This window comes from Nitrosomonas sp. PY1, assembly GCF_022836435.1.
In the GTDB taxonomy this organism is placed as follows: Bacteria; Pseudomonadota; Gammaproteobacteria; order Burkholderiales; family Nitrosomonadaceae; genus Nitrosomonas.
In genome coordinates, this window is sequence record NZ_BQXC01000001.1 from 2068865 (window position 1) to 2093781 (window position 24917).

Here is a 24917-nt window from a genome sequence, read left to right on the forward strand (position 1 = left end):
TTTTAGCTTATTTAGCTTAACCTTTACTCAACTTCTTTCACTATTTCTTGTGGCGTTGATTTGGGTTCCTCTTTAGCATCCGACGCAGGCGATGAAGAATCACCGCTGGTTGTTGAAGACATTGATTGAGGTGGTTTTGGAGGCCGAGGTTCGCGACCTTCCATAATATCCTTGATCTGATCACTATCAATAGTCTCCCACTCCAACAAAGCCTTAGTCATCGCTTCAATTTTGTCTTTATTCTCTTCAATCAACTTACGCGCCAATGCATATTGCTCGTCTACAATACGGCGTACTTCCACATCAACTTTTTGCATGGTTGCCTCACTCATGTTTTTATGAGTAGTTACTGAGCGACCGAGAAAAACTTCACCCTCATTCTCACCATAGACCATTGGGCCGAGAATATCTGACATCCCCCACTGAGTTACCATTTGCCGAGCCAATTCAGTTGCGCGCTCAAAATCATTCGATGCTCCAGTAGTCATTTGTTTCATGAAAACCTCTTCGGCAATACGACCACCGAACATTACCGAAATTCTTTGTAGAATTTCTTCGCGCTCCATACTAAACCGATCTTCAGTAGGCAATTGCATAGTTACACCCAAAGCACGTCCTCGCGGAATAATCGTTACCTTATGAACCGGATCAGTCTTAGGTAACAATTGAGCCACTACAGCGTGCCCCGATTCATGATAAGCAGTATTCCTGCGTTCATGCTCTGGCATTACCACTGAGCGCCGCTCTGCACCCATGAAAATTTTGTCTTTCGCACGTTCAAAGTCATCCATATCAACCAGACGTTTATTACTTCTGGCAGCAAATAACGCCGCTTCATTGACCAAATTTGCAAGATCCGCGCCCGACATACCAGGCGTACCACGCGCCAGAATATCTGCTTTTACATCGGGTGAAAGTGGCACTTTGCGCATATGCACATGAAGAATTTGCTCACGTCCACGGATATCAGGCAACGGTACAGTAACTTGACGATCAAAACGACCGGGGCGCAACAATGCAGGATCCAACACATCGGGTCGATTGGTCGCAGCAATGACAATTACTCCCATAGCCCCTTCAAATCCATCCATCTCAACCAATAATTGATTCAGAGTTTGCTCACGCTCATCGTTACCTCCACCCAAGCCCGCACCACGCTGACGGCCAACCGCATCAATTTCATCAATAAAAATGATGCAAGGAGCATGTTTCTTAGCTTGCTCAAACATATCACGCACTCTAGAAGCACCTACACCAACAAACATTTCAACGAAATCAGATCCAGAAATACTGAAAAAAGGAACCTGTGCTTCACCAGCAATCGCACGTGCAAGCAGCGTTTTACCGGTTCCTGGACTACCCACCATCAATACGCCGCGTGGAATACGTCCTCCTAATTTCTGAAACTTAGACGGGTCTCGTAAAAATTCGACCAGTTCAGCAACTTCTTCTTTTGCTTCTTCACAACCGGCAACATCGCTGAAAGTAACTGTATTGGCTGATTTATCAAGCATACGCGCTTTACTTTTACCAAAAGAGAAAGCGCCACCGTTACGTCCGCCCCCTTGCATTTGCCTCATAAAGAAAATCCAGACCGCAATGAGCAACAACATTGGAAACCATGAAATAAAGATACTCATCAACATTGAAGGTTCTTCTTCTGGTTTGGCTTCCACAATAACGCCGGCTTTCAATAAATCGCTCACCATCCAAGGATCTGATGGCGCGTAGGTCGTGAAGCGTCTCCCATCGGATTTTGTGCCTTTAAGGGTACGCCCCTCAATAACTACTTTAGCAATTCTGCCTTGATTCAGCTCAGTAATAAATTGAGAGTATTCCATCGGTACTTGCGTCGGTTGACGTACGCTAAATTGATTAAATACTGTCATCAACACAAGTGCAATCACTAGCCAAATGGCCATATTTTTTATTAAGTTATTCAAAATAGCTCCTTGGTTTGCACCTTAAACATCGATTAATCATTCTAACCCTATTTTTAAAAATATAATACAACAGAGTTATACCTCATTCATCTCTCTCTAAAACAGTAAAAAGCCGCGCTTACTTTGTTTATTTAGTTCCATCATTCAGAAAATTAATTATCTTTTTCATAATTTATTTATTTTCTTCATTCCCAACAAATACAATTCATTACTGCGGTTACGTGAAGCTTTAGGTTTTCTTATTAATACATTCTTAAAAAGTAAGCGCATGTCACGCAAATAAGAATCAAACTCGCTCCCTTGAAAAACTTTGACTAAAAAACTCCCATCTAAGTTCAGTTGCTCTACAGCAAAAAGTAATGCCAATTCTGCCAGATACATACTTCTTGCCTGATCATTCGTCACGATACCACTAATATTTGGTGCCATGTCAGAAATTACAAGATCGGGTTGATTGTTACCAAGTTTCTCCTTAAGTTTTGAAACCGCGCTTTCTTCGCGAAAGTCGTCTTGTATGAATTCGACACCAGGTAGTGGCTCCATATCCAAAATATCTAACGCAACAACCAAGCCATGGTCACCCATGGTGCGACGAACGACTTGGGACCAGCTTCCAGGTGCCGCACCTAGGTCAACGACAGTCATGTTTGGCCTAATCAAGTGATCTCGCTCGGCAATTTCAAGTAGTTTGTAAGCCGCACGAGAGCGATAGCCTTGCATCTTTGCTTGCTTAACATAAAAATCACTCACGTGCTCTCGCATCCAAGCGTTGCTGGTTTTCCCTTGTTTCATCCAGTAAAATGAAATATTTTTGATGGAATTTATGTTAATACTGACTATTGCTCAAAAACGAGAACTCAAGGCACGCGCTCACCCGATCAATCCTGTCGTAATTATCGGCAAAACAGGACTAACATCAAGTGTTATTAAAGAGCTCAATTGTGCTCTTCTAAGTCATGAGTTGATTAAAGTTAAAGTTCAAGTGGATGATCGCACACTTAGAAATGCACTTTTCGAAGAAACCTGCCAACAGCTTGATGCTGCACCTGTACAGCATATCGGTAAGATTTTTGTGATCTATCGACCTAAACCTGAAGATTCGAATATCAAACCAACAAAGCAATGCTCTGAAAAAAATAAGCGCACCTCAGCTCATCGAACAAAGCGTAGCTTTCAAGGTTAAACCTCAGAGGTTATTAGTACTTCAATAATATCAAATATACTTTACATTCAATATTTCGTACTCTCGAAGACCACCGGGTGCTTGCACTTCAGCGACATCACCTGAATATTTACCAATTAAAGCGCGAGATATTGGAGAGCTAATCGATATTTTCCCTTCCTTAATATTCGCTTCATCGTCACCTACTATTTGATAAGTAACCATATCACCGCTTTGCAAATCTTCCAACTCAATGGTAGCACCAAATACACAGGCTCCATCCGCATTAATTAAAGCCGGATTAATAATTTGTGCACTAGAAAGCTTGCTTTCTAATTCAGCTATCCGCCCCTCAATGAATCCTTGCCTTTCCTTCGCCGCATCGTACTCAGCATTTTCTGAGAGATCGCCATGCGAGCGAGCCTCAGCAATTGCCGCGATTACTGCGGGGCGGTGCACCGTTTTCATTTCATGCAACTCTTTGCGTAGCGCCTCTGCACCTACGACCGTAATTGGAATAGTACTCATTGTAATCTTTACCTTTTACAATAACCGTTTTATCATTAATTAGCGATAGCCAAAGGGATTAAGTAGCACACGGCTTTAGCTGGGCATGTAATTTTTGTAAATTATATGTTTGCAATTCGTGTCCACTATTGGTTATACCAACGCAAGCAGCACGGGCTCCTGCCAAAGTCGTGTAATAAGTAACTTTACCCTGCAGTGCAGCGCGACGGATAGAATAGGAATCACGAATCGCGCTTGGTTGATTTTTTACTGTATTAATAATCAAACTAATCTCACCATTCTTAATCATATCAACAATATGCGGTCTCCCTTCTGCAACTTTATTAATAGCAATCACATTAATACCAGCTTCTTTGATAACAGCTGCAGTGCCACGAGTAGCATAAACGGTGAATCCAAGTTCCGCAAGCGTTCGAGCGATTTCTACCGCATCCAGCTTATCTGAACGCTTGACACTGATAAAAATTTTACCAGCACTCGGTAATCGCACATCGGCAGCTAACTGCGATTTAACAAAAGCCTCTGCAAAAGTCACACCCATCCCCATTACTTCGCCCGTCGACTTCATTTCTGGTCCAAGTATGGTATCAACTCCGGAAAGCTTAATAAAAGGAAAAACAGCCTCTTTAATCGAATAATAGTGAGGCACAATTTCTTTAGTTATTCCTTGTTCAATTAATGTTCTACCCGTCATACAACGAGCTGCGATCTTCGCCAACTGTAGTCCGGTCGCTTTCGAAATAAACGGCACAGTGCGAGAAGCCCTAGGATTCACTTCAAGCACATATACCGTGTTATCTTGGATCGCAAACTGCACGTTCATTAACCCTACGACTTGCAGCGCACGCGCCATCTCTCCCGTTTGACGACGCAGCTCAGCCAACAACTCTTGTGACAAATTAAATGTTGGCAAGGCACACGCCGAATCTCCGGAGTGCACCCCTGCTTGTTCAATGTGTTCCATGATTCCACCAATTAAAATGGTTTCACCATCATAGATTGCATCAACATCTACCTCAGTAGCATTATTCAAAAAATGATCCAACAAAACAGGAGAATCGTTAGAAACCTTTACTGCTTCTCTCATGTAGCGCTCTAAATCAGCTTTTTCATGTACGATCTCCATCGCACGACCGCCTAACACATAACTTGGACGCACCACCAGCGGATAACCGATTTCTTCAGCTACTAGCAAAGCCTCGTCAGGACTGCGAGCTGTTCGATTAGGTGGTTGCTTGAGTCTCAATTGCTGAAGTGTACGCTGAAAACGTTCTCGATCTTCAGCGCAATCAATCATATCTGGACTAGTACCGATAATAGGCACGCCGTAAGCCTGCAAATCACGTGCAAGCTTTAAAGGTGTTTGGCCACCATATTGTACGATTACACCTTCAGGTTTTTCGACCGCTGCAATTTCAAGTACATCTTCCAGAGTGAGTGGTTCGAAATAAAGCCGATCAGAAATATCGTAATCAGTCGAAACGGTCTCCGGATTACAGTTAATCATAATGGTTTCAAAACCATCTTCGCGCAAAGCCAGGGCCGCATGCACACAGCAATAATCAAACTCGATACCTTGTCCGATGCGATTTGGGCCGCCTCCCAACACCATCACTTTTCTATTATGAGTGGGGCGCGATTCACATTCGTCTTCATACGTTGAGTACATATACGCTGTATTGGTTGCGAACTCGGCTGCACATGTATCAATTCGTTTATAAACCGGATGCAAACCAAAACTATGACGGCGCTCCCGAATCATGGTTTGATCTGTATTGAGCAATTTTGCTAAGCGCCGATCAGAAAAACCACTACGTTTTAGCTTACGTAAAGCTTGCTGATCCAGTGCGGACAAATCAACTCCTTTAAGTGCCTGTTCCTGCCTCACCAGATCTTCTATCTGTGCGAGAAACCAGATATCGATATGTGTCAATTGATGGATCACTTCTATCGACATATCGCAGCGGAAAGCATCCGCGATGAACCAGATTCTTTCGGGACCGGGATTTGCCAACTCACTGCGAATAAGATCTAGATCCATGGTTTTTTCATCCAAACCATCGACCCCAGTTTCCAAACCCCTTAATGCTTTCTGCAAGGATTCCTGAAATGTTCGACCAATCGCCATAACTTCACCAACAGACTTCATTTGAGTGGTCAAGCGATCATTGGTTTGTGGAAACTTTTCAAAAGCAAACCGAGGTACCTTCGTCACAACATAATCTATGGCTGGCTCAAACGAAACCGGTGTAACGCCACCGGTAATATCATTACCCAGCTCATCTAAGGTATAACCCACAGCAAGCTTTGCCGCCACTTTTGCGATTGGAAATCCTGTCGCTTTAGAAGCCAGAGCAGAGGAACGAGAAACACGCGGATTCATTTCTATTACCAACATACGGCCATCATCAGGATTGATAGCAAACTGCACATTTGATCCGCCAGTTTCTACGCCAATTTCACGCAATACTGCAATCGCCGCATTACGCATCAATTGATATTCTTTATCGGTCAGTGTTTGAGCTGGTGCTACGGTAATCGAATCGCCAGTATGCACACCCATCGCATCGACATTTTCAATGGAACACACAATGATGCAATTATCCCGTTTATCCCTAACCACCTCCATTTCAAATTCTTTCCAACCGATTACCGACTCTTCAATTAGTAACTCCTTGGTTGGGGAAGCATCTAGGCCACGTTCGCAAATCGATAAAAACTCTTCCCGATTGTATGCAATCCCTCCGCCACTCCCACCCATGGTAAATGAGGGCCGAATAATAACCGGATAGCCCACCATCGCTTGCACTTGCATGGCCTCTTCCATACTATGCGCTACAGCAGAGCGGGCCGAACTCAAGCCAATGCGAGTCATAGCTTGCTTGAATTTTTCACGATCCTCCGCCATATCAATGGCCTCTCGTGAAGCACCGATGAGTTCAACACCGTATTTCTTCAAAATACCATGCCTCACCAAATCCAGAGCACAATTAAGCGCCGTTTGCCCACCCATAGTAGGCAGCAAAGCCTCGGGGCGCTCTATCGCGATAATCTTTTCCACCATAGCCCAAGTAATTGGCTCAATATAAGTCGCATCAGCCATTTCTGGATCAGTCATGATAGTGGCCGGATTAGAATTCACTAAAATAATCCGATAACCTTCTTCTCGCAAAGCTTTGCAGGCTTGCACACCTGAATAATCAAACTCACAGGCCTGACCGATGATAATCGGCCCGGCACCGATGATGAGAATAGATTTTATGTCGGTACGTTTAGGCATGCTCTCTCTAAAAATAAGTCCATTAGTTCAAGTTTTTTATGATGAGAATCACTATAAGATTGTAGATCTGTGGCTTTCCATAGCCTTAATGAAACGATCAAACAGATAATCAGCATCGTGAGGTCCGGGACTGGCTTCGGGATGGCCTTGAAAGCAGAATGCTGGTTTATCAATAAACTCAAAACCCTGCAAGCTCCCATCAAACAATGATCTGTGGGTAATTCGTATATTTTTTGGCAACGATTCCGCATCTACTGCGAAACCGTGATTCTGACTAGTGATTATCACTTTACCGGTCATGACATCTTGAACTGGGTGATTAGCACCTCTGTGCCCGAACTTCATTTTTACGGTCTGCGCACCGACGGCCAGACCCAATATTTGATGCCCTAAACAGATGCCAAAGATAGGAATCTTACTATCTAGTAATGCTTGTGCAGCAGAAATGGCATAATCACAAGGCTCCGGATCTCCTGGACCATTCGAAAGAAATATCCCGTCAGGTTGCAATGCCAAAGCTTCCTGTGCATTAGTCTGAGCCGGTAGCACAGTAATCTTGCACCCTCGTTGCGCCAATTTACGCAACATGGTGCGTTTAATTCCAAAATCGTACGCCACAACATGATATCGATGATCCTCTCGAACCACATAGGTTTCACCAAGCAACCACTCTCCTTCATCCCAGTTGTACGGATTTTGGCAGCTAACTACTTTGGCAAGATCCATTCCGGATAGCCCCTGAAATGTCCTTGCAGCCTGCAAAGCCTGTTGCTCACTAACGAACTCACCAGCTATTATGCAACCGGATTGAGCGCCTTTTTCGCGTATGATTCGTGTCAATTTTCGCGTATCAATCTCAGCAATTGCTACAACATTCTGAGACTTCAAAAATTCTTGCAACGTTTGTGTTTTTCGGTGATTACTAGCAACAAAAGAAAGATCCCGTATCACCAAGCCTGCAGCATGTACTTTTTCAATATTTCCTGATTCAATATCATGCGAATTCGCACCGGTATTTCCAATATGCGGATAAGTTAAGGTAATGATCTGCCGGCAGTAGGAAGGATCCGTTAATATTTCCTGATACCCGGTCATTGCCGTGTTAAAAGCAACTTCGCCAACAGTTACTCCTGAAACCCCAATAGACACGCCATGAAAAATAGTCCCATCCGCAAGTACTAAGATGGCGCGCTGATAGTGTAACACAAAGAAACTCCTTGGAAATCAACAGGATATTGGAATACTGACATTACAAACTTGCTTAAGATAACAACCGCTTGTAGGCGGTGATTATACTTGAAATGAACATGCTTTTGCATTTTACTCTACAGCACGAAGACGCCACCGCTTTGTGCAACTTTATGTAAGTCTGCGCAAGCTTAGTTTAAATAGCGCTATTGATAAAATGCAAAAAATCAACATATACTTTTCCCTCGTAAAAATAATAGTTTTTAGAATGAAGAAATAATTTTCTAGCATTAAAATCATTCAACCCCACAGAAACACACTGCAACTAATTACATTTACGCTGTCCCAATAAAAGTACACCTACTAATTGACCAGACCTTGACAGACCTTAAAAATCTTTATTTAACTAAGGAGAGTTGTTTATGCGTACATTAATCATCATTGTGTTAGTCATTTTTATCGCTGGATACGTCACTTTAATGGTGCAGCATTTTTGAAATATTTCCAACTTTATATCAATAATATGCAGGGATACAGTTTTGTATTTCACATTAATCATTTATGTGAATTTTTTTAACTTTAAATCCATCATTTCAAGTTTACTGTATGCCATTATTCAAATTCAACTGCATGCTTTTTATATTACTGACAGTTATTACTCTCTTAGCGCATCTTTATCTCGAGCGGTTTCAACCCACAGGTGCCGACTTATTAACCGCCTCATGGTCCACTCGCACTTCTGGAAAAAACCAAATCGATATCGGCAAAGACCTTATTCGTATTTCCTCGAATGATCCTGAAACGATAACTTCAGCGTTTCAATATCTACAGCAGGTTCCCTATGGCCAGCTAGTGATGTTCTCAGCAGAAATAAAAAGCCATGATGTTATCAAGGGAGAGCGCCCTTGGAATACCGCTAGGGTCGCGATCACACAAAAAGTTAATGAAACACATGACCAATATCTACCACTAGTAGTCCAATCACTGATTGGCACGAATGAATGGAAAACCTATCAAGAGCACTTTTATATTCCTCCAGATGCAAAAACTGTCCGTTTCTCAGTAGAATTGCACCACGCAACTGGATTACTTGAAATCAGGAACTGGCGTTTATATCCTGTCATACAACTGACACCATATTCATGGAGCAGAGATATTATCCTATATGCATGGGGTGTTTTTTTTATGATACTCATCGGCTCTTGTTTTTATACTCAGCAAAAAAATTTCTTGCTACGCTTTCTACTAGTTTCTTTTTTTGCTGTCATTATTATTGGTATAAGTTTACCTGGTGATATCAAAACATTTATATTTGAAAACATTGACATTCAGATTGACAGCGCCAACCCACTATTTAGTCCTATCAGCGTGTTACCGTGGGATTTATCCAAAGTTGGGCACTTTGTTTTTTTTCTGGGATTCGGATTGGTGCTACGATTGACAGCCAAGAATACTGGTACGTGGAAAGTTTTGACAATAATCATTATGATGGCATGTGGCACTGAATTGGTTCAAATTTATATCGATGGACGAACACCGCTTGTAAGCGATGCCTTCATTGATACAACGGGCGGTACTCTTGGTATTTTCTTTGCAAGAGTTGCAGCATACCCATTTAGATAATCAATTCACATTTCTAACGCTAATATGAGGCATAAAAACGACCATACACAAATTATTTATAAATCATCGCGTATTATTGACTTACTCAGATTGCGTTAAGATCGAGAGAATGTGGTAACTCACATCGCAAAATTAGAAATTAGTAGTATCAATTTCGATAAATCTAAATATAATTTCTGCGTTTCTGTGTTTAACTAAGCAGGATCACTACTTGGTTTGTCATTTACGCAGAAGATCTTCACAATGAGTGATATTTTTTTCTTATGGAGAGAAACAATGAGATTTACCAATAACAAAACCTTTACAACGATTATTCTTTTATCAGCCACAATCACACTTTTCGCTTGCAAACCGATTATTGAACCCAAACACAAGCAAAGTAAAGATACGGCAGCAGAACCAGCTAAAGCAGCAGACGCAACGCCTGCACCAACAACGGCACCGGCACCGGCACCAGCACCAGCACCGGCCCCTGCAGCCGACACAATTGGAGATGTTAAAAACATACCAGTTCTACCAGGCTCTGCAGTAGCAGACAATACAGCCGATGATGCTGAAATGATGGTTGAAGTAGAAGAAGAAGTAACAGAGCGTGTTGTCGTAGCTACGCAACCAGCAAAAGACGCTAGCGCTATAAATACTAGAGACGATGGTAATGATGTGGTGCTTTCATCACCTCAACTAATGCGCGAAATACAACAAGCACTGGCCGACCGTGGTTTTAATCCAGGTCCAATAGATGGCAGAAGTGGCGCCAGAACCAAGGCAGCTCTCAGTAATTTCCAAGATCAACATGGCATTCCTCCTGGCAGGTTGACTAAAAAAACACTACGCTTACTAGGTGTTGATTTCTAATTGGAAAATATCGCGGTATAAAGTTACACCTTAACTTTCATCAATACACCAGGAAAGTATAAGTTTTCCTGGTGTATTTCCTTTTTTTTGTTTTCTGCAATCTTTCGGTTTGTTGTATTCATTTCACTTTTCAGCATAACCGTCTTGTATTCAATGCTTTTTGTCGATTTAAATTTGCCATCATAAAAAGCATGTTTTATAGTGCTGACTAATACATTGATTGAAAAATGATCTATGAGTGAAGTTTTCTTATTCACGCCATAAATCTGTTCAATCGAGAAACCAATGTTTATCAGGCATGCCCTTATTTAAAAAATTCAAGGAGGTTTTTAATGGGAGTTCCATTACGCCAACAAATCGCAGTTGGCACTTACTTAATCAAACAAAAATTAAAAGGCGTCAAAAAATATCCATTGGTTCTCATGTTAGAACCTTTGTTCCGTTGTAATCTTGCATGCGCAGGTTGCGGAAAAATTGCGCATTCCGAAGATATACTGGATCAAAGACTCTCCTACGATGAATGCATGCATGCCGTTGATGAATGCGGTGCACCTATGGTTTCAATTCCAGGCGGTGAACCATTGCTACATAAAGAAATGCCGCAAATTGTTGAAGGCATCATCCGCCGTAAAAAATATGTCTATCTGTGTACTAATGCGCTACTTTTGAAAAAACGCATCAACGATTACAAACCTTCTCCCTACCTCACGTTTTCCATTCATCTGGATGGCATGAAAGAGCGTCATGATGCCTCGGTATGTCAAGATGGCGTATTTGATCGTGCTGTTGAAGCTATTCAACTGGCTTTGAGTAAAGGATTTAGAGTCACCGTCAATTGCACGTTATTTCAAGGTGAAACCCCGGAAGATGTCGCTGAATTTCTGGATTACGCGATGGAATTGGGTGTTGAAGCCGCTACGATTGCTCCCGGATTTAGCTATGAAAAGGCACCGAAGCAAGATGTATTTATCAAAAGTAAAGATACCAAGGTTCTGTTCCGCGGCATTTTCGAACTGGGTAAAAAACTAAAACGCAAATGGCGTCTGAATCATTCCGCGCTCTATTTAGATTATCTAGCAGGTAATCAAAATTACAACTGCACCCCCTGGGGCAATCCAACCCGGAATGTTTTCGGTTGGCAAAAACCCTGTTACCTGTTATCGGACGAGGGCTATGCAAAAACTTTCAAAGAATTGCTTGAAGATACTCCTTGGGAAAAATATGGTACAGCGAACAATCCCAAGTGCGCGCAATGTATGGCACACTGTGGTTATGAAGCGACGGCCGTGGAAGACACCCTGCATAACCCTTGGAAAGCTTTCATCACTTCTTTAAGGGGACCGCGCACAAAGGGTCCTATGGTTGAAGAACCTACACCAAAGTGGACAATGGAAGAAGAAAAAGCTTTTAAAAAGCTTGATGAAATTCCGGTAACAGTCATCAATAAATAATATCGCACCGACTATCCAATTTAATTCTGAAATTTTATTGGCATGTTAGAAGTCTTGGAACTAGTCGAATATTTAGCGATTTTTGGTGTCGTTTGCTGGTATGCAGTGATATTTCTGCCGTGGCGCCCTTGCGAAGTTCGCGAGAAACTCGAATGCCCTGTTTCTGTAGACGAGCCGCCAATAACTGATCCACCAGTAACTGATATTACCGTTTTAATTCCTGCTCGCGACGAAGGCCTCTATATTCAGCGCACGCTAGCAGGGGTTAAACAACAAAGCGTGAAAACGCAAATCATCGTCATCGATGATCAGTCGTCTGATGATACCGCAGAACAAGCTCTCGCATGCAATGCACAGGTAATCTCGGGAACATCACCACCACCTGGTTGGAGTGGAAAGCTATGGGCACTTCAGCAAGGGCTACAGCATGTCAAAACGCCTTTTACGTTACTATTGGATGCTGACATCGAATTAGCACCGGGAATTGTCGCTGAATTGCACAAAAAAGCATTAGCAGAAAACCTTTCTTTAGTATCATTAATGGCGGAACCGCCAATGATGAATTTTATCGAGCGGCTTTTAATGCCGGCGTTTATCTTCTTCTTTAAGCTACTATACCCATTTAATTTAGCCAATAAAATGACCTCCCCCATCGCAGCAGCAGCAGGAGGGTGTATTTTAATAAAAACGGAAACGCTGCACGCTATTAACGCCTTTTCGAGTTTGCATACCGCATTGATTGATGATTGTACTTTGGCCGCATACGTAAAGCGCACAGGAGAACGTACATGGATTGGCTTAAGTCATGCCGCCCGTAGCCATCGAGGATACTCTGGGCTAATGCAAATATGGAATATGGTAGCGCGTACGGCATTCACGCAACTGCGCTATTCATCGGTTTTGCTAATCTTATGCACTTTTATTATGATCGCAATGTTCTGGATAGGACCAATGGCTTTCTTATTTTCTAGTACACAACTTTTATTGCTAATCGGCATGTTCAGTTGGATTGCGATGTTTTTTGCCTATATCCATACTTTGGTTTATTATCAACGGTCAATATTATGGGTGCTGGCATTACCCCTTATTGGCACACTGTATCTTGCCATGACCTGGACATCAGTACTGCGGTATTGGAATGGAGAACGTGCTCATTGGAAAGATCGTCGCTATGAAAGCAAAGCAAATAATTAACATGAAACTAATTATCAAATTCAAGCTTGCAGTGTTGCTACTGCTAGTCAGCATAACGGTTATCGCTGACAACAATTCACTTAATGAAAATCCAGAACAGGTCATCGTCCAAATGCAATCATCCCTCATTGAAGCAATGAAGAATGGTGAAAAACTGGGCTATGAAGGTCGCTTCAAATTTCTTGAACCAGTTATTGATCAATCACACGACATTGAGCTAATTATCAAAACGATTCTGGGTTCAACCTATTGGGCACAGTTGGATAATGAGCAAAAACAACTGATTATAAAAACCTTCAGAGAACTAAGCATTGCAACCTATGCAAGTCGATTCACACAATATGAAGGTGAACAATTCGAGGTCATTGAGCAACGCGACCTGCCACATGAACAAAAGCTTGTACGCAGTCAATTGATAAAATCAGATGGTGGAACAGTTAATTTTGATTATGTTTTGCATAAAACCGAACAAGGATGGCGTATTGTCAATATCCTATTTGACGGTGTCAGCGATTTGGCTATCAAGCGCGGCGAGTATCGGGCGGTAATGCAGCGTGACGGATTTCAAGCTTTGATCGAATCACTCAAAGAAAAAACCGCATTAGCACAACAAAGCTAATCCTCAAATTTCGAACATCTTAATACAACTTTTTAATCTTGGAAAACCCCAATCCTTCGGATCAGCGCATTTTTGGACGCTGGGCTGGTACCACATACCGATATGCAATCTGGGTTATTCTCGCTTTATTGTTGCTCACAGCTTGCAGTATAAAATACATTGCTGATAATCTGGAGGTAGATACCGATACCACAGATATGCTTTCGGAAGACATTCCGTTTCGCGCAAATCATATTCGCTATCGGCAATCGTTTTCTCAATATGAAGACACACTACTACTAGTAATTAACGCTCCTACTCAAGAACAAGTACATTCAGCAGCTAAACGGCTCAACACTTATCTGCAGGAAAAGCGCGAACAATTTCCAGAAATCTATTATTTAAGCGGTGAATTGTTTTTTCAACAAAATGGATTGCTATTCAAAAACATTGATGAATTAAGCCGCATCACCGATCAGCTAGCCTCAGCTCAACCGCTGGTTGCCCGCATAGCCGAAGATCCTAGCCTGACGACCTTCTTCGCCATTCTAACCGAGGCTATAGAAGCATTACGAACGGGACAAACATTAGAACTCGGATCAGTATTTGATCAGGTCAGCAACACCATTCATGCACGCTTGGCCGGGAAGCCTCATGCACTCTCATGGCAAGCATTGCTCAGCGGCGAAATTCAAAAAGGCAATTATCAAGAATTTATCGTCGTTAAGCCAAAGCTAGATTATTCACAGATATTTGCTGCGAAAGAATCCATCGAATTGATACGGAATGCAGCACCAGGATTAGGATTCTCCCTCGAATCGGGCATTACATTACGGATCACCGGTGAAGTTGCACTTGCACATGATGAAATTGATAGCGCCATGCACGGTGCGCAAGAATCCGGCTTATTGGCATTGGTGCTGGTAGCGATTGTGTTATATCTGGCGCTGCGTTCGGTTGGAACTTCTATCGCTGTAGTAATCAGTTTAATTGTCGGATTGATATTGACGGCGGCGTTTGCCGCCCTTGCTGTCGGTCACCTGAATCTGATCTCGATTGCATTTGCCGTGCTATATATTGGATTAGGTGTTGATTATGCCATTCATTTTTTATTCCGCCTTGAAGAATTGAAAAATACCCGAAACCCCGATGTAAAAGCCATATCCGATACGGGCAACGATGTAGGTCAGGCACTTCTGATTTGTGCCATTACTACTGCGATTGGTTTTTATGCTTTTATACCAACGACCTATCGCGGTATAGCGGAATTGGGAATCATTTCTGGCACCGGTATGCTGATTAGCTTTACCGTCACTATGACGCTTCTTCCGGCATTACAGAAATTTTTTCCGATACCCACGACCAAGCAAACTTCTTTAACGAATACTTTAAAACCAATTAACAGAATTCTGGATTTTGCCGGTCGCTCACAAAAACTGATCCTGACAAGCACGGCCATCGCAATCATCGCGGCAGTAATCATCACACCACAGATCCGATTTGATTACAACTTGCTGAACATGAATAATCCGCGCGCCGAATCGGTGATAACCTTTCAAGAATTGTTGAGTCATTCTGAGGATTCACCGTGGCATATCGAAATTCTTGCTGATAATCTGGTCGAGTTAGAACAATTAAAAAAGCGCCTCAAAGCGCTTCCTGAAGTGAAAACTGTCGTCAGTATCACGGATTTAGTACCGGAAGATCAAGAAACAAAAAATCAGCTAATTGCTGAAATGTCAATGACACTCGGTCCCATCTCTTTCGCAACACCATCGCATAATTCGAGTCATTCGCAAAAACAATCAATTGCTGCACTCGAAAAATTAATCGCTAAAATAAACGTTTTTCTTCAAGAGCGACATGATCACCCTGCTAATGCTTCGATACATGCTTTACTAGAATCTTTGTCTAAGCTCAAAACACAATTACTACTGGATAACCATTCGAATCATAAGAACGATCAACTATTGCAATCACTCGAAAGCGATTTGCTAAGCCTACTACCGGAATCGATTCAACGTTTGCAGTTAGCATTGGGCGCCAAACCATTCACACAGGAAACACTACCGGAAGCTTTCAGTTCACACTGGCACAGTCACGATGACCTTTATCGAATTTCAGTGTATCCGTTAGAGAACATCGATGATAACGACGCATTACGGCGCTTTGTTCGAGCTGTACAACAAGTAGCCCCGACCGCGACAGGCGTTCCAGTAATTAGCTTAGAAGCTGGAGAAGCGGTTGTGGACGCTTTTATTCACGCGTTTGCACTGGCGCTGATCGGCGTTATTGTAACGTTGTTGTTGATGTTACGCAGCATAAAATACACATTGTTAGCATTAGCGCCGCTACTATTAGCGACTTTATTTACCGGTGCATGCATGGTTTTGTTCGACTTGCCCTTTAACTTTGCTAACATTATCGCATTACCGTTACTACTTGGAACCGGTATCGATAGCAGCTTACACATTGTGCACAGAAGACGCAGTCAATCCGACAACAATCTCCTTCATTCCAATACCGCACGTGCAGTTTTTTACAGTGCTCTCACAACATTAGTTGGCTTTGGCAGTCTGTTTTTCTCATCACATCAAGGTACCGCCAGCATGGGATTATTACTAACAATCGGTTTATCAATTACATTGGTATGCGTGCTTGTCATACTACCGGCATTGTTGCAGTGGAATGATATCGACAAATCAACAAATACGTAACCACAATCTTGCTGTGCACTATCAATACAACCCGGAATCTTTGGTTCAATAAAGATATCACTGCTCTATTTTAGCCACCACGCACCAAAGCCGCCGCAAAAAAGCCATCGGTTTGATGTTGTTGCGGATTGATTTGCAAAAATTCTCCTGTATCCAATGCAATTTTCTGCTGTGCCAGCAATTCTGTGGAATTCAACACCGCAAATTGCGGTTGGCTGTTTAGAAAATTAGAAATAATCTCTTGGTTTTCTTCGGCCAAGAAACTACAGGTGGCATAAACCAAGCGCCCACCCGGTTTGAGTAGCTTGGCTGCAGCAGAGAGAATCGCGCCTTGCTTGGTTTTCAATTCTTCGATGCTTTGAGAAGATTGGCGCCACTTTAAATCGGGATTACGGCGCAGCGTTCCAATACCGCTGCAAGGTGCGTCAACCAGCACACGGTCAATTTTTCCTGACAAACGCTTTACTTTACTGTCGTTCTCATCATTGATTCGTTGGATATGCAAGTTGGATAAACCCGAGCGCTTGAAGCGCGGTGTTAAATTGCTCAGTCGCTTCTCAGATACATCAAACGCGTACAATCTCCCTTTTGAATTCATTAAAGCACCCAGCAATAAAGCTTTACCACCCGCGCCAGCGCAAAAATCCACGACCATTTCACCGCGCTTGGGCGCCAGCAAATAACCTAACAATTGACTTCCCTCGTCCTGAACTTCAATTTTCCCAGACAAAAACAATTCATGACGATTAATCATCGGTTTTCCAGCAAGCCGTATACCACACGGTGAATAAGGAGTGATTTGCGCATCAATGCCCTCTCCCTGGAGTATTGCAATAACTTCATCACGTTTCGCCAACAACGTATTCACGCGCAAATCTAGCGAAGCAGTTTTTTGTAGTGCAAGCCCCAATGCTAGGATTTGCTCATCGGATAAGTTAATTCTGAGTTTCTCAATCAACCAATCTGGAAGTTCAGCACGAATGGATAACGATAATCCATCAATCTTGATTCCTTTGATTTCGGCAAGCCACTTTTTCTCGGATTCACTGATAAAACCATCAAGCTCTCTTAAATTCAATCCGTGATATTTGATCAGATAAGCCAATACCAGTGCGCGCGGTGTAACCGGATGAGCCAAACTCTCAAGAAAAAAGCGGTGCCGCAAAACGCCAAACACTACTTCTGCGACAAAAGCGCGATCTTGTACACCGAGTATCGCATTATCACGAAAGAAACGCCGTATGATCGCATCAGCGGGAAATTCCAACGGCAACAATGCACGCATTGCAGCGATAGCCGCATTTAATTGGGATAAAATTATTGGCATCGGTTTTGACGTGCGGTTTCAGGTTTTGTCGATTTGCTGAAACACCGGCCATTACTGTAGCGGACATAAATACTAGTCACAGTTTTATCGATTTCTCGGCCATTTTCTTCAATCGAAACGATACGCACAGGCAGCATGTGATAATCCGGGGCAAGCCAAATCTTTCTTTTCAGCTTTGAGCCTTTTTCTTCCTGGCGCGTTATGGCAATCGTATTAAATTTCCCAAACGCAGTTTTAAAATGCTCCTCAGTGACTTTATACTGCGATAATCGAATCTGGTCATTATGTGCCACATACCGCTCCAACGATTCTTTTGGTGGCGGTGCAAAAATAAAGCTATAAGACATACTTAGACGATCCATGGTATCGGGAAAAAGCTTTTCTTTCGTCTCCACACCTTTGTGTTGTAAGGTAGCGCGCATATGATCCCAATCGAATACGACCGAACTGGGTTCTTTTTTTCCACGCTTTTCATATGCACGTAAAGGACGCAGTCCTTGTTTGGTAACCAAGCCTTCACTGTGACGCACTAAACTGCTCGGCTCAATGATTTTAAAAATACCTGTTGCCTGCGCTTCACTATTAATTACATAGCTATCACCTTTCTTGGTGTGCTTAATATCCATTACTTCTTGGATTTCGCCATCACCGATATCAGTAGAAACCTGATAACTGATTTCGATACGAACAGGAGTATCCGTTGCCCATACTGAAAAACTTAAAGCTGAAAATATAACAAAGAATGCGAAAAACCTCATTCAGTTAACCCTGGAGAATAAAGCGTTATTTGACTCATACAGGTATGGTTTATTTCTATTTGAACCATATCACCCGTTAACTTAAGTTGATCATCTACGAACCACCGCACTGCCTGAGGGAAAATGCGATGCTCTTGTTGTAAGACACGATTCGCCAGCGATGTTTCCGTATCTTCTGGCAATACCACAACAGCCGCTTGAATAATAATCGGTCCATGATCCAATTGTGGTGTCACAAAATGCACCGTGCAACCGTGAATCTTCACTCCCTCCCGCAATGCACGGTCATGCGTAGCCAGACCCGGAAATGCCGGCAGCAACGATGGATGAATATTGATCAACCGGCCCTGGTAACGATGCACGAAGTCATCGCTCAGAATACGCATGAATCCAGCCAATGCCACTAGTTTAGGCTGGAATTCTGCAATTTTTCCCGCCAACACTTCATCGAAATCTTTCCTATCCTTAAAATTTCGGTGATCGACAACGTAGGTTTCAACGCCTTGTCGTTGGGCGATCTGCAAGCCTTCTGCTTGCGGATTATTGCTGATCACGATTATGCGATCCACGTTGAGATCAGCATTCAACAATGCTTGCATATTGCTACCGCGACCGGAGATTAGGATCACCAGTGTTTTCATCAGAGCTACGTACTACATGAATTGCGTTGCTGAATGGGATCCGCGCGGCCTGATACAACCAATTTGCCAAACCGTCTCACCCAAGTCCTGCAATAATTGCATAGCCTTTGCAACCTGATCAGGAGCAACCACAATCACCATACCAATACCACAATTAAAAACTCGTGCCATCTCATAATCCGTCACATGACCGATTTGTTGGAGCCATTCAAATAAAATTGGCATCGGCCATGCATTTTTCTGGAGCACCGCTGCCATCGAATCGGGCAGAATTCGCGGCACGTTTTCTATTAATCCACCTCCAGTAATATGTGCCAAACCCTTAATCGGAATTCTCCTAATCATTTCCAGTACTGGTTTCACATAGACTCGCGTCGGCTCCATAATATGTGCTGCCAGTGTCCGCTCGTCAAGTAATTGCTGCAAATCAACCTGATGTGTGCTGATGATCTTGCGAATCAACGAGTAGCCATTAGAATGCGCACCACTCGATGCAAGACCAAGAACGATATCACCGCTTTCAATAGTATCACCACTAATAATTCGTTCTTTTTCTACAATACCCACGGCAAAGCCTGCTAAATCATATTCCCCGGCTGGATACATGCCTGGCATTTCGGCAGTTTCTCCCCCAATTAAAGCGCAACCTGCCAATTCACATCCTTGAGCAATTCCGCTAATGACTTTGGTCGCAGTCACCACATCCAGTCGCCCACACGCAAAATAATCCAGAAAAAACAACGGCTCCGCGCCTTGCACCAGAATATCATTGACACTCATGGCTACCAGATCGATACCTATCGTGTCATGTTGGTCGAGTTCAAAAGCCAGCTTTAACTTAGTACCCACGCCATCAGTACCGGAAACCAACACAGGATCTCGGTATTTTTTTGAAATTTCAAACAACGCACCAAATCCGCCAATACCCGTCAAGACTTCCGGGCGCAACGTTCTTTTCGCCAGTGGCTTAATGTTTTCTACCAACCGATCACCGGCATCAATATCCACGCCGGCGTCACGATAGGAAAGCGGTGTTGCATCGGAGGTATTACAACTGGATGAAGTCAAAATGAATTCTCACGCGATCCAAAATGAAAAATATACAAAGCGTCATTTTACCGCAAATCTGATATACAGGAGATACGGAAATGACTAACTAGCGCACATCCTATAAGCTGGATAAGCTGTACTCCTTCAGTCTTAAAGAAATCGCGGCGAAGCTGTTAGTGGAAAAACCTACCCAAAAAATATGCCTCAAGGATCGAGAAACGATACGTAGAATACTCCGTGCGCGAAAAATTTGAGATCATTCACTTGATTAAACAACCCAATTTATCAGTACGGCAGACATTGCTGTAGGTCAGTTTCGCAGATCTACTTTCTACAATTAGTCAAAGCACTATTAATCGAGCGACATAGACACATTGTAAGATCGTGTTCGTCAATTTGTTGATTACATCTGCACATATTGCTTTGGTATACGGCTTCAAAAAAATTCCCGGATTCAATGAAGCACATCAAAACCCAGTAAAACCCAATTTGCCAACATAAATATCGTATCACTTATCTCTTTAGATATTCCCTTATCATGTAAAGGTCTCAGTAAGTCTTTATGCGAGAACACTACACTTCTAACAGCATAAAGAAGAGAATGAATGGTATGATTTGCATTGATTTTACTTACAGCGATACCGCCGAATGGCGGTATTAGTTTTTTCTATTTTCGGGAGCTTTTGGATTCCAACCTCCGATTTTGTCGGCGGCTTTTTTTACATGTAGAGGTCTTTCATGTCTTTCAGTATAGCCAGTCTATTATCACAACATCGTTCCGATAAATTTGACTTGCATGATCGGTATTTAAATGCCCAAATGGTTAGAGTTCTCAAAACCATTGGCTACGATCGCAATTATCAGCGCGCTGTTGGCCAATATCTATATGACGAGCACGGTAATGAATACCTCGATCTATTAAGCGGTTTCGGTGTTTATGCATTTGGACGTAACCATCCGACGATGATTAGTGCGCTCAAGGAAGTACTGACTTTAGAAATGCCGGATCTGGTGCAACTTGATGCATCCATTCTAAGCGGCTTACTGGCACAAGAAATATTGACCACCACGCCTGATAATTTATCGCGTGTTTTCTTTTGTAATTCCGGAACAGAAGCAGTCGAAGCATCCATAAAATTTGCTCGCTACGCAACCAAACGTAACCGCATCATCTGTTGCGATCATGCCTACCACGGTTTAACAATGGGGGCATTGTCGCTGAATGGTGAGCAGATCTTTCGGGATGGTTTTGGTCCACTGTTACTCGACTGTGGCTCTGTACCCTTTAATGATCTTGCCGCTTTAGAAAAAGCATTGTGCAATAAGGATGTAGCCGCTTTTATCGTGGAGCCAGTGCAAGGTAAAGGAGTAAATATTCCTGATGACAATTATCTACCCGAAGTAGAACGGCTATGTAAACAATACGGCACACTATTCGTCGCCGATGAGATACAAACCGGCATCGGACGTACTGGAAAATTCTGGGCGATCGAGCACTGGCAAGTCAAACCTGACATGATTTGCATGGCAAAAGCATTATCAGGCGGCTTTGTACCGGTTGGTGCGGTCGCCATGACGCAGAAAATTATGGACAGTGTATTTAATCGCATGGATCGCGCGGTGGTTCATGGTTCGACTTTCTCAAAAAACAACATGGCGATGGCAGCCGGTTTAGCCAGTTTGGAGATTATCAAAACCCAAAAATTGGTAGAAAATAGTGCCAGAATCGGCTCGGAAATCGTCAATCGCTTAAATGTCGTAAAAGGACAATTTGAATTTTTTAAAGAAGCCCGAGGAAAAGGCTCTATGATCGCAGTCGAATTTAAATCCCCTAGTAGCTTATCTCTAAAAGCTGCTTGGATGATGCTCGAAACTGCAAACAAAGGATTGTTCTGTCAGATGATTACTATTCCTTTGTTTAAAGAACACCGAATCTTGACGCAAGTAGCCGGACATGGCATGAATGTAGTTAAGCTGCTCCCACCGTTGATACTGCAACAAAGAGACCTGGATCACATCATCGCTGCATTCAACAAAACGATTGCCGATACCCATCAAATTCCTGGCTCCATTTGGGAATTAGGCAAAAATCTTGCTACCCATGCATTAAAAGCTAAAGCGGGCTAGAATATATAAGGTCCATGGAAAATAATACACATACAGATAATTTAAATTACCTTTGGTGGTTACTCCTCTCGTGTGTAGCCGCTAGCTTGATCTATCTGCTCAGTCCGATTTTGACTCCCTTTTTATTTGCTGCTGTGATTGCTTACATCTGCAATCCAATCGTCACCTACTTAGCCAATAAAAAACTTTCCCGCACGGTCGGCACGATACTCGTCTTGATTATGTTGACGGGATTACTTGCAGCATTGGTGTTCATCATGATCCCGCTGATACAAAAAGAAACCAGTCGTTTCTTCGATAAGGCACCCGCCTATCTCGATATCATTAAAACTAATATTATCCCTTTGATCGAGACCAAGTTGGATGTAAATTTAGAACTCGACATGATTGCGCTAAAAGAGGCTTTTTCCGAGCACTGGAAAAGCGCAGGTAATTTTGCGGCAAAAATTATACCGTCATTGACTGTTGGCGGTATGGCAATTGTGGAATTCTTAGTTAATTTACTGCTGATTCCTGTTGTTTTATTTTATATGCTGCGGGATTGGGATCAATTAATAAAACTGATCGATGAAATGATTCCTCGATATTGGCATGAAAAGATTTCCATGTTGGCATTTGAAACCGATGCCATACTGGCAGAATTTTTACGCGGTCAACTCGCGGTAATCGTGTTAATGAGTTTTTTTTATATCACCGGCTTATGGCTGGTTGGATTAGAATTTTCTCTGCCGATAGGCTTGGTGGCTGGTATTTTAGTATTTGTACCCTACCTCGGTATGATTGTCGGTTTAACGCTAGCAATCCTTGCCGCCTTGATGCAGTTCCATGATTGGACTGGGATTATTTATGTAGGGTCTGTATTTGCTGTCGGTCAATTACTGGAAGGTATGCTCATTACACCTTGGCTAATAGGTGACCGTATCGGATTACATCCAGTCATGGTTATCTTCGCCTTACTAGCATTTGGTCAATTATTTGGTTTCTTTGGAATTTTATTAGCTTTACCAGTCAGTGCAGTGCTATTGGTATGGCTGCGTCACTTGCATCAACACTATCTGGAAAGTGAATTATATTCCGATAATAAACAAGACTAATCACACTAATGAGTTCCGTGCGCGCTGATTTTAGTAAGCAATTATTATTGGATATCCATGCTTCATTTGTGCCCACGCTGAACAATTTTTTACCCGGACGCAATATTGAGTTACTGCAATTACTTAAAAACGTTCTTTTACGGCACGAAAAAGAACGTTTCATTTATTTATGGGGCAATCCTGGGTGCGGCAAAAGCCATTTATTGCGAGCCATGATTACTGAATCTGCCTCTACCGGTCAAAATGCCGTGTTCTTTTCTGCCGACAAACAACATGATTTCTTAACATCGATCGACATCGATTGTATAGCTATTGACAATATCGACGCATTGAATACTCCCGGTCAAGCAGAATTATTTAAACTGTATAACCAACTACGTGACGAGAGCGAAGCTATATTCTTAGCAAGCGGTTCCGTCGCTCCAAAATATTTGGATATGCGGCAAGACTTGGTAACGCGCCTAGGATGGGGATTAGTTTATCAAATACACGATCTGAATGAAGAAGAAAAAATACGTGCACTGAAAAAGCACGCTGCCAATAGCGGCTTTAATTTATCACAAGACGTTTGCCTATACTTATTGCGGCATGGCAAACGTGATCTATCGTCGCTAATGATGATTATTGATGCATTGGATCGTTACTCGCTTGCGAACCAACGCCATATTACAGTTCCTTTATTACGAGAATTATTACAGGTATCTTCATGAATTTAGCATTATTTGATTTGGATAACACACTTATTGCAGGCGATAGTGATTTTCAATGGGCACAATTTCTAATTACAAAAAAAGCACTCGATCGCGAGTTACACGAAGCTAAGAATATCGAGTTTTACGAGCAGTACAAAGCCGGCACATTAGATATCCATGAATTTCTAGACTTTCAACTCAAACCACTGGCACGTCATCCACGCGCTCAACTGGAAGCTTGGCGCAGCGAATTCGTTCAGAAAAAAATTGCACCGATTATTGCTCCCGGCGCCCGCCCTTTGATCGAAAGACATCAGTTAGATGGCGATCTGTGCATTATCATTACCGCTACTAACAGCTTTGTTACTACACCAATTGCACAACTATTGGGAATCGATCATCTGATTGCAACCGAACCGGAGCAGAAAGAAGGCGAATTCACGGGCAGGATCACAGGCACACCCTCGTTTCGGGAAGGTAAAATCGAACGACTGGAGGAGTGGCTCGACAAGCACAATTTAACATGGCTGTCGTTTTTGCGTAGTTGGTTCTATAGCGATTCCCTCAACGATTTGCCACTCATGAGTAAAGTCACCCATCCAGTCGCAGTGGACCCCGATGTCACACTCAAAAACCATGCGGAAAGAAACAATTGGCCGGTCATCAGCTTACGCTAGTATCGGCAAACG

The 24917-nt window shown here is 42.7% G+C and carries 20 protein-coding genes; 11 read left to right on the top strand and 9 right to left on the bottom strand.

Going from position 1 to position 24917, the window contains the following annotated elements; genetic code table 11:
- Positions 1–23: 23 nt before the first annotated feature.
- Both ftsH and W03_RS09565 read right to left on the bottom strand, forming a co-directional pair.
- Complete coding sequence (gene ftsH, locus W03_RS09560; RefSeq protein ID WP_279600068.1) at positions 24–1943, bottom strand: ATP-dependent zinc metalloprotease FtsH; 1920 nt, start codon at positions 1941–1943, stop codon at positions 24–26.
- A gap of 165 nt (positions 1944–2108) precedes the next feature.
- The gene (locus W03_RS09565; protein ID WP_244072743.1) at positions 2109–2735 is read right to left on the bottom strand and encodes an RlmE family RNA methyltransferase; all 627 of its coding nucleotides are present in this window, start codon (positions 2733–2735) and stop codon (positions 2109–2111) included.
- Between the two features lie 22 nt (positions 2736–2757).
- On the opposite strand from W03_RS09565, the gene yhbY reads away from it, so the two are divergent.
- Positions 2758–3126 carry a ribosome assembly RNA-binding protein YhbY gene (gene yhbY / locus W03_RS09570; RefSeq protein ID WP_244072745.1) on the top strand — a complete coding sequence of 123 codons (369 nt, stop codon included), beginning with the start codon at positions 2758–2760 and terminating at the stop codon, positions 3124–3126.
- Between the two features lie 30 nt (positions 3127–3156).
- Here yhbY and greA read toward each other — a convergent pair whose 3' ends face one another.
- The 3 genes from greA to carA are packed head-to-tail and all read right to left on the bottom strand — an operon-like array spanning position 3157 to position 8119.
- Positions 3157–3633 (bottom strand): transcription elongation factor GreA, encoded by a 477-nt coding sequence (greA, locus tag W03_RS09575; RefSeq protein ID WP_244072747.1) that lies wholly within the window; start codon positions 3631–3633, stop codon positions 3157–3159.
- Between the two features lie 58 nt (positions 3634–3691).
- Entirely contained in the window at positions 3692–6913 is a 3222-nt protein-coding gene (gene carB, locus W03_RS09580) for a carbamoyl-phosphate synthase large subunit (protein ID WP_244072749.1), read from the bottom strand.
- A 51-nt stretch (positions 6914–6964) separates the two neighbouring features.
- Positions 6965–8119 (bottom strand): glutamine-hydrolyzing carbamoyl-phosphate synthase small subunit, encoded by a 1155-nt coding sequence (gene carA, locus W03_RS09585; protein ID WP_244072750.1) that lies wholly within the window; start codon positions 8117–8119, stop codon positions 6965–6967.
- Between the two features lie 612 nt (positions 8120–8731).
- On the opposite strand from carA, the gene W03_RS09590 reads away from it, so the two are divergent.
- The 6 genes from W03_RS09590 to W03_RS09615 all read left to right on the top strand — a co-directional run bounded on the left by W03_RS09590 (position 8732) and on the right by W03_RS09615 (position 16539).
- Positions 8732–9724 (top strand): VanZ family protein, encoded by a 993-nt coding sequence (locus tag W03_RS09590; RefSeq protein WP_244072752.1) that lies wholly within the window; start codon positions 8732–8734, stop codon positions 9722–9724.
- Positions 9725–10000: 276 nt separating this feature from the next.
- Positions 10001–10579 (top strand): peptidoglycan-binding protein, encoded by a 579-nt coding sequence (locus W03_RS09595; protein WP_244072754.1) that lies wholly within the window; start codon positions 10001–10003, stop codon positions 10577–10579.
- 332 nt (positions 10580–10911) lie between these two features.
- Positions 10912–12030 carry an adenosyl-hopene transferase HpnH gene (gene hpnH / locus W03_RS09600; protein ID WP_244072756.1) on the top strand — a complete coding sequence of 373 codons (1119 nt, stop codon included), beginning with the start codon at positions 10912–10914 and terminating at the stop codon, positions 12028–12030.
- A gap of 42 nt (positions 12031–12072) precedes the next feature.
- Entirely contained in the window at positions 12073–13224 is a 1152-nt protein-coding gene (locus W03_RS09605) for a glycosyltransferase (RefSeq protein WP_244072758.1), read from the top strand.
- Between the two features lies 1 nt (position 13225).
- Complete coding sequence (locus W03_RS09610; RefSeq protein ID WP_244072760.1) at positions 13226–13843, top strand: ABC transporter substrate-binding protein; 618 nt, start codon at positions 13226–13228, stop codon at positions 13841–13843.
- Between the two features lie 38 nt (positions 13844–13881).
- Positions 13882–16539 (top strand): efflux RND transporter permease subunit, encoded by a 2658-nt coding sequence (locus W03_RS09615; protein ID WP_244072762.1) that lies wholly within the window; start codon positions 13882–13884, stop codon positions 16537–16539.
- Between the two features lie 70 nt (positions 16540–16609).
- Here W03_RS09615 and W03_RS09620 read toward each other — a convergent pair whose 3' ends face one another.
- Genes W03_RS09620 through purM form a run of 4 tightly spaced genes read right to left on the bottom strand, consistent with a single transcriptional unit; the run spans position 16610 to position 20333 of the window.
- Positions 16610–17866: an RsmB/NOP family class I SAM-dependent RNA methyltransferase gene (locus W03_RS09620; protein ID WP_244072764.1), complete on the bottom strand. Its 1257-nt coding sequence runs from the start codon at positions 17864–17866 to the stop codon at positions 16610–16612.
- On the bottom strand, positions 17857–18624 hold the full coding sequence (locus W03_RS09625) for a DUF3108 domain-containing protein (protein WP_244072766.1): 768 nt from the start codon (positions 18622–18624) through the stop codon (positions 17857–17859). The genes W03_RS09620 and W03_RS09625 overlap by 10 nt, the downstream gene beginning before the upstream one ends.
- A complete protein-coding gene (purN, locus tag W03_RS09630; RefSeq protein WP_244072767.1) occupies positions 18621–19265 on the bottom strand; it encodes a phosphoribosylglycinamide formyltransferase in 645 nt (214 codons plus the stop codon). Before purN ends, W03_RS09625 begins: the two co-directional genes overlap by 4 nt.
- A gap of 12 nt (positions 19266–19277) precedes the next feature.
- On the bottom strand, positions 19278–20333 hold the full coding sequence (gene purM, locus W03_RS09635; RefSeq protein WP_244072771.1) for a phosphoribosylformylglycinamidine cyclo-ligase: 1056 nt from the start codon (positions 20331–20333) through the stop codon (positions 19278–19280).
- Between the two features lie 720 nt (positions 20334–21053).
- On the opposite strand from purM, the gene W03_RS09640 reads away from it, so the two are divergent.
- Genes W03_RS09640 through W03_RS09655 form a run of 4 tightly spaced genes read left to right on the top strand, consistent with a single transcriptional unit; the run spans position 21054 to position 24905 of the window.
- Positions 21054–22442, top strand: a complete 1389-nt coding sequence (locus W03_RS09640) for an aspartate aminotransferase family protein (protein WP_244072774.1) — start codon at positions 21054–21056, stop codon at positions 22440–22442.
- Positions 22443–22456: 14 nt separating this feature from the next.
- Positions 22457–23536, top strand: coding sequence for an AI-2E family transporter (locus tag W03_RS09645; protein ID WP_244072776.1), 1080 nt, complete (start codon positions 22457–22459; stop codon positions 23534–23536).
- Between the two features lie 8 nt (positions 23537–23544).
- Positions 23545–24246 carry a DnaA regulatory inactivator Hda gene (gene hda / locus W03_RS09650; RefSeq protein ID WP_244072778.1) on the top strand — a complete coding sequence of 234 codons (702 nt, stop codon included), beginning with the start codon at positions 23545–23547 and terminating at the stop codon, positions 24244–24246.
- Complete coding sequence (locus tag W03_RS09655) at positions 24243–24905, top strand: HAD family phosphatase (protein ID WP_244072780.1); 663 nt, start codon at positions 24243–24245, stop codon at positions 24903–24905. Before hda ends, W03_RS09655 begins: the two co-directional genes overlap by 4 nt.
- Positions 24906–24917: the final 12 nt, after the last annotated feature.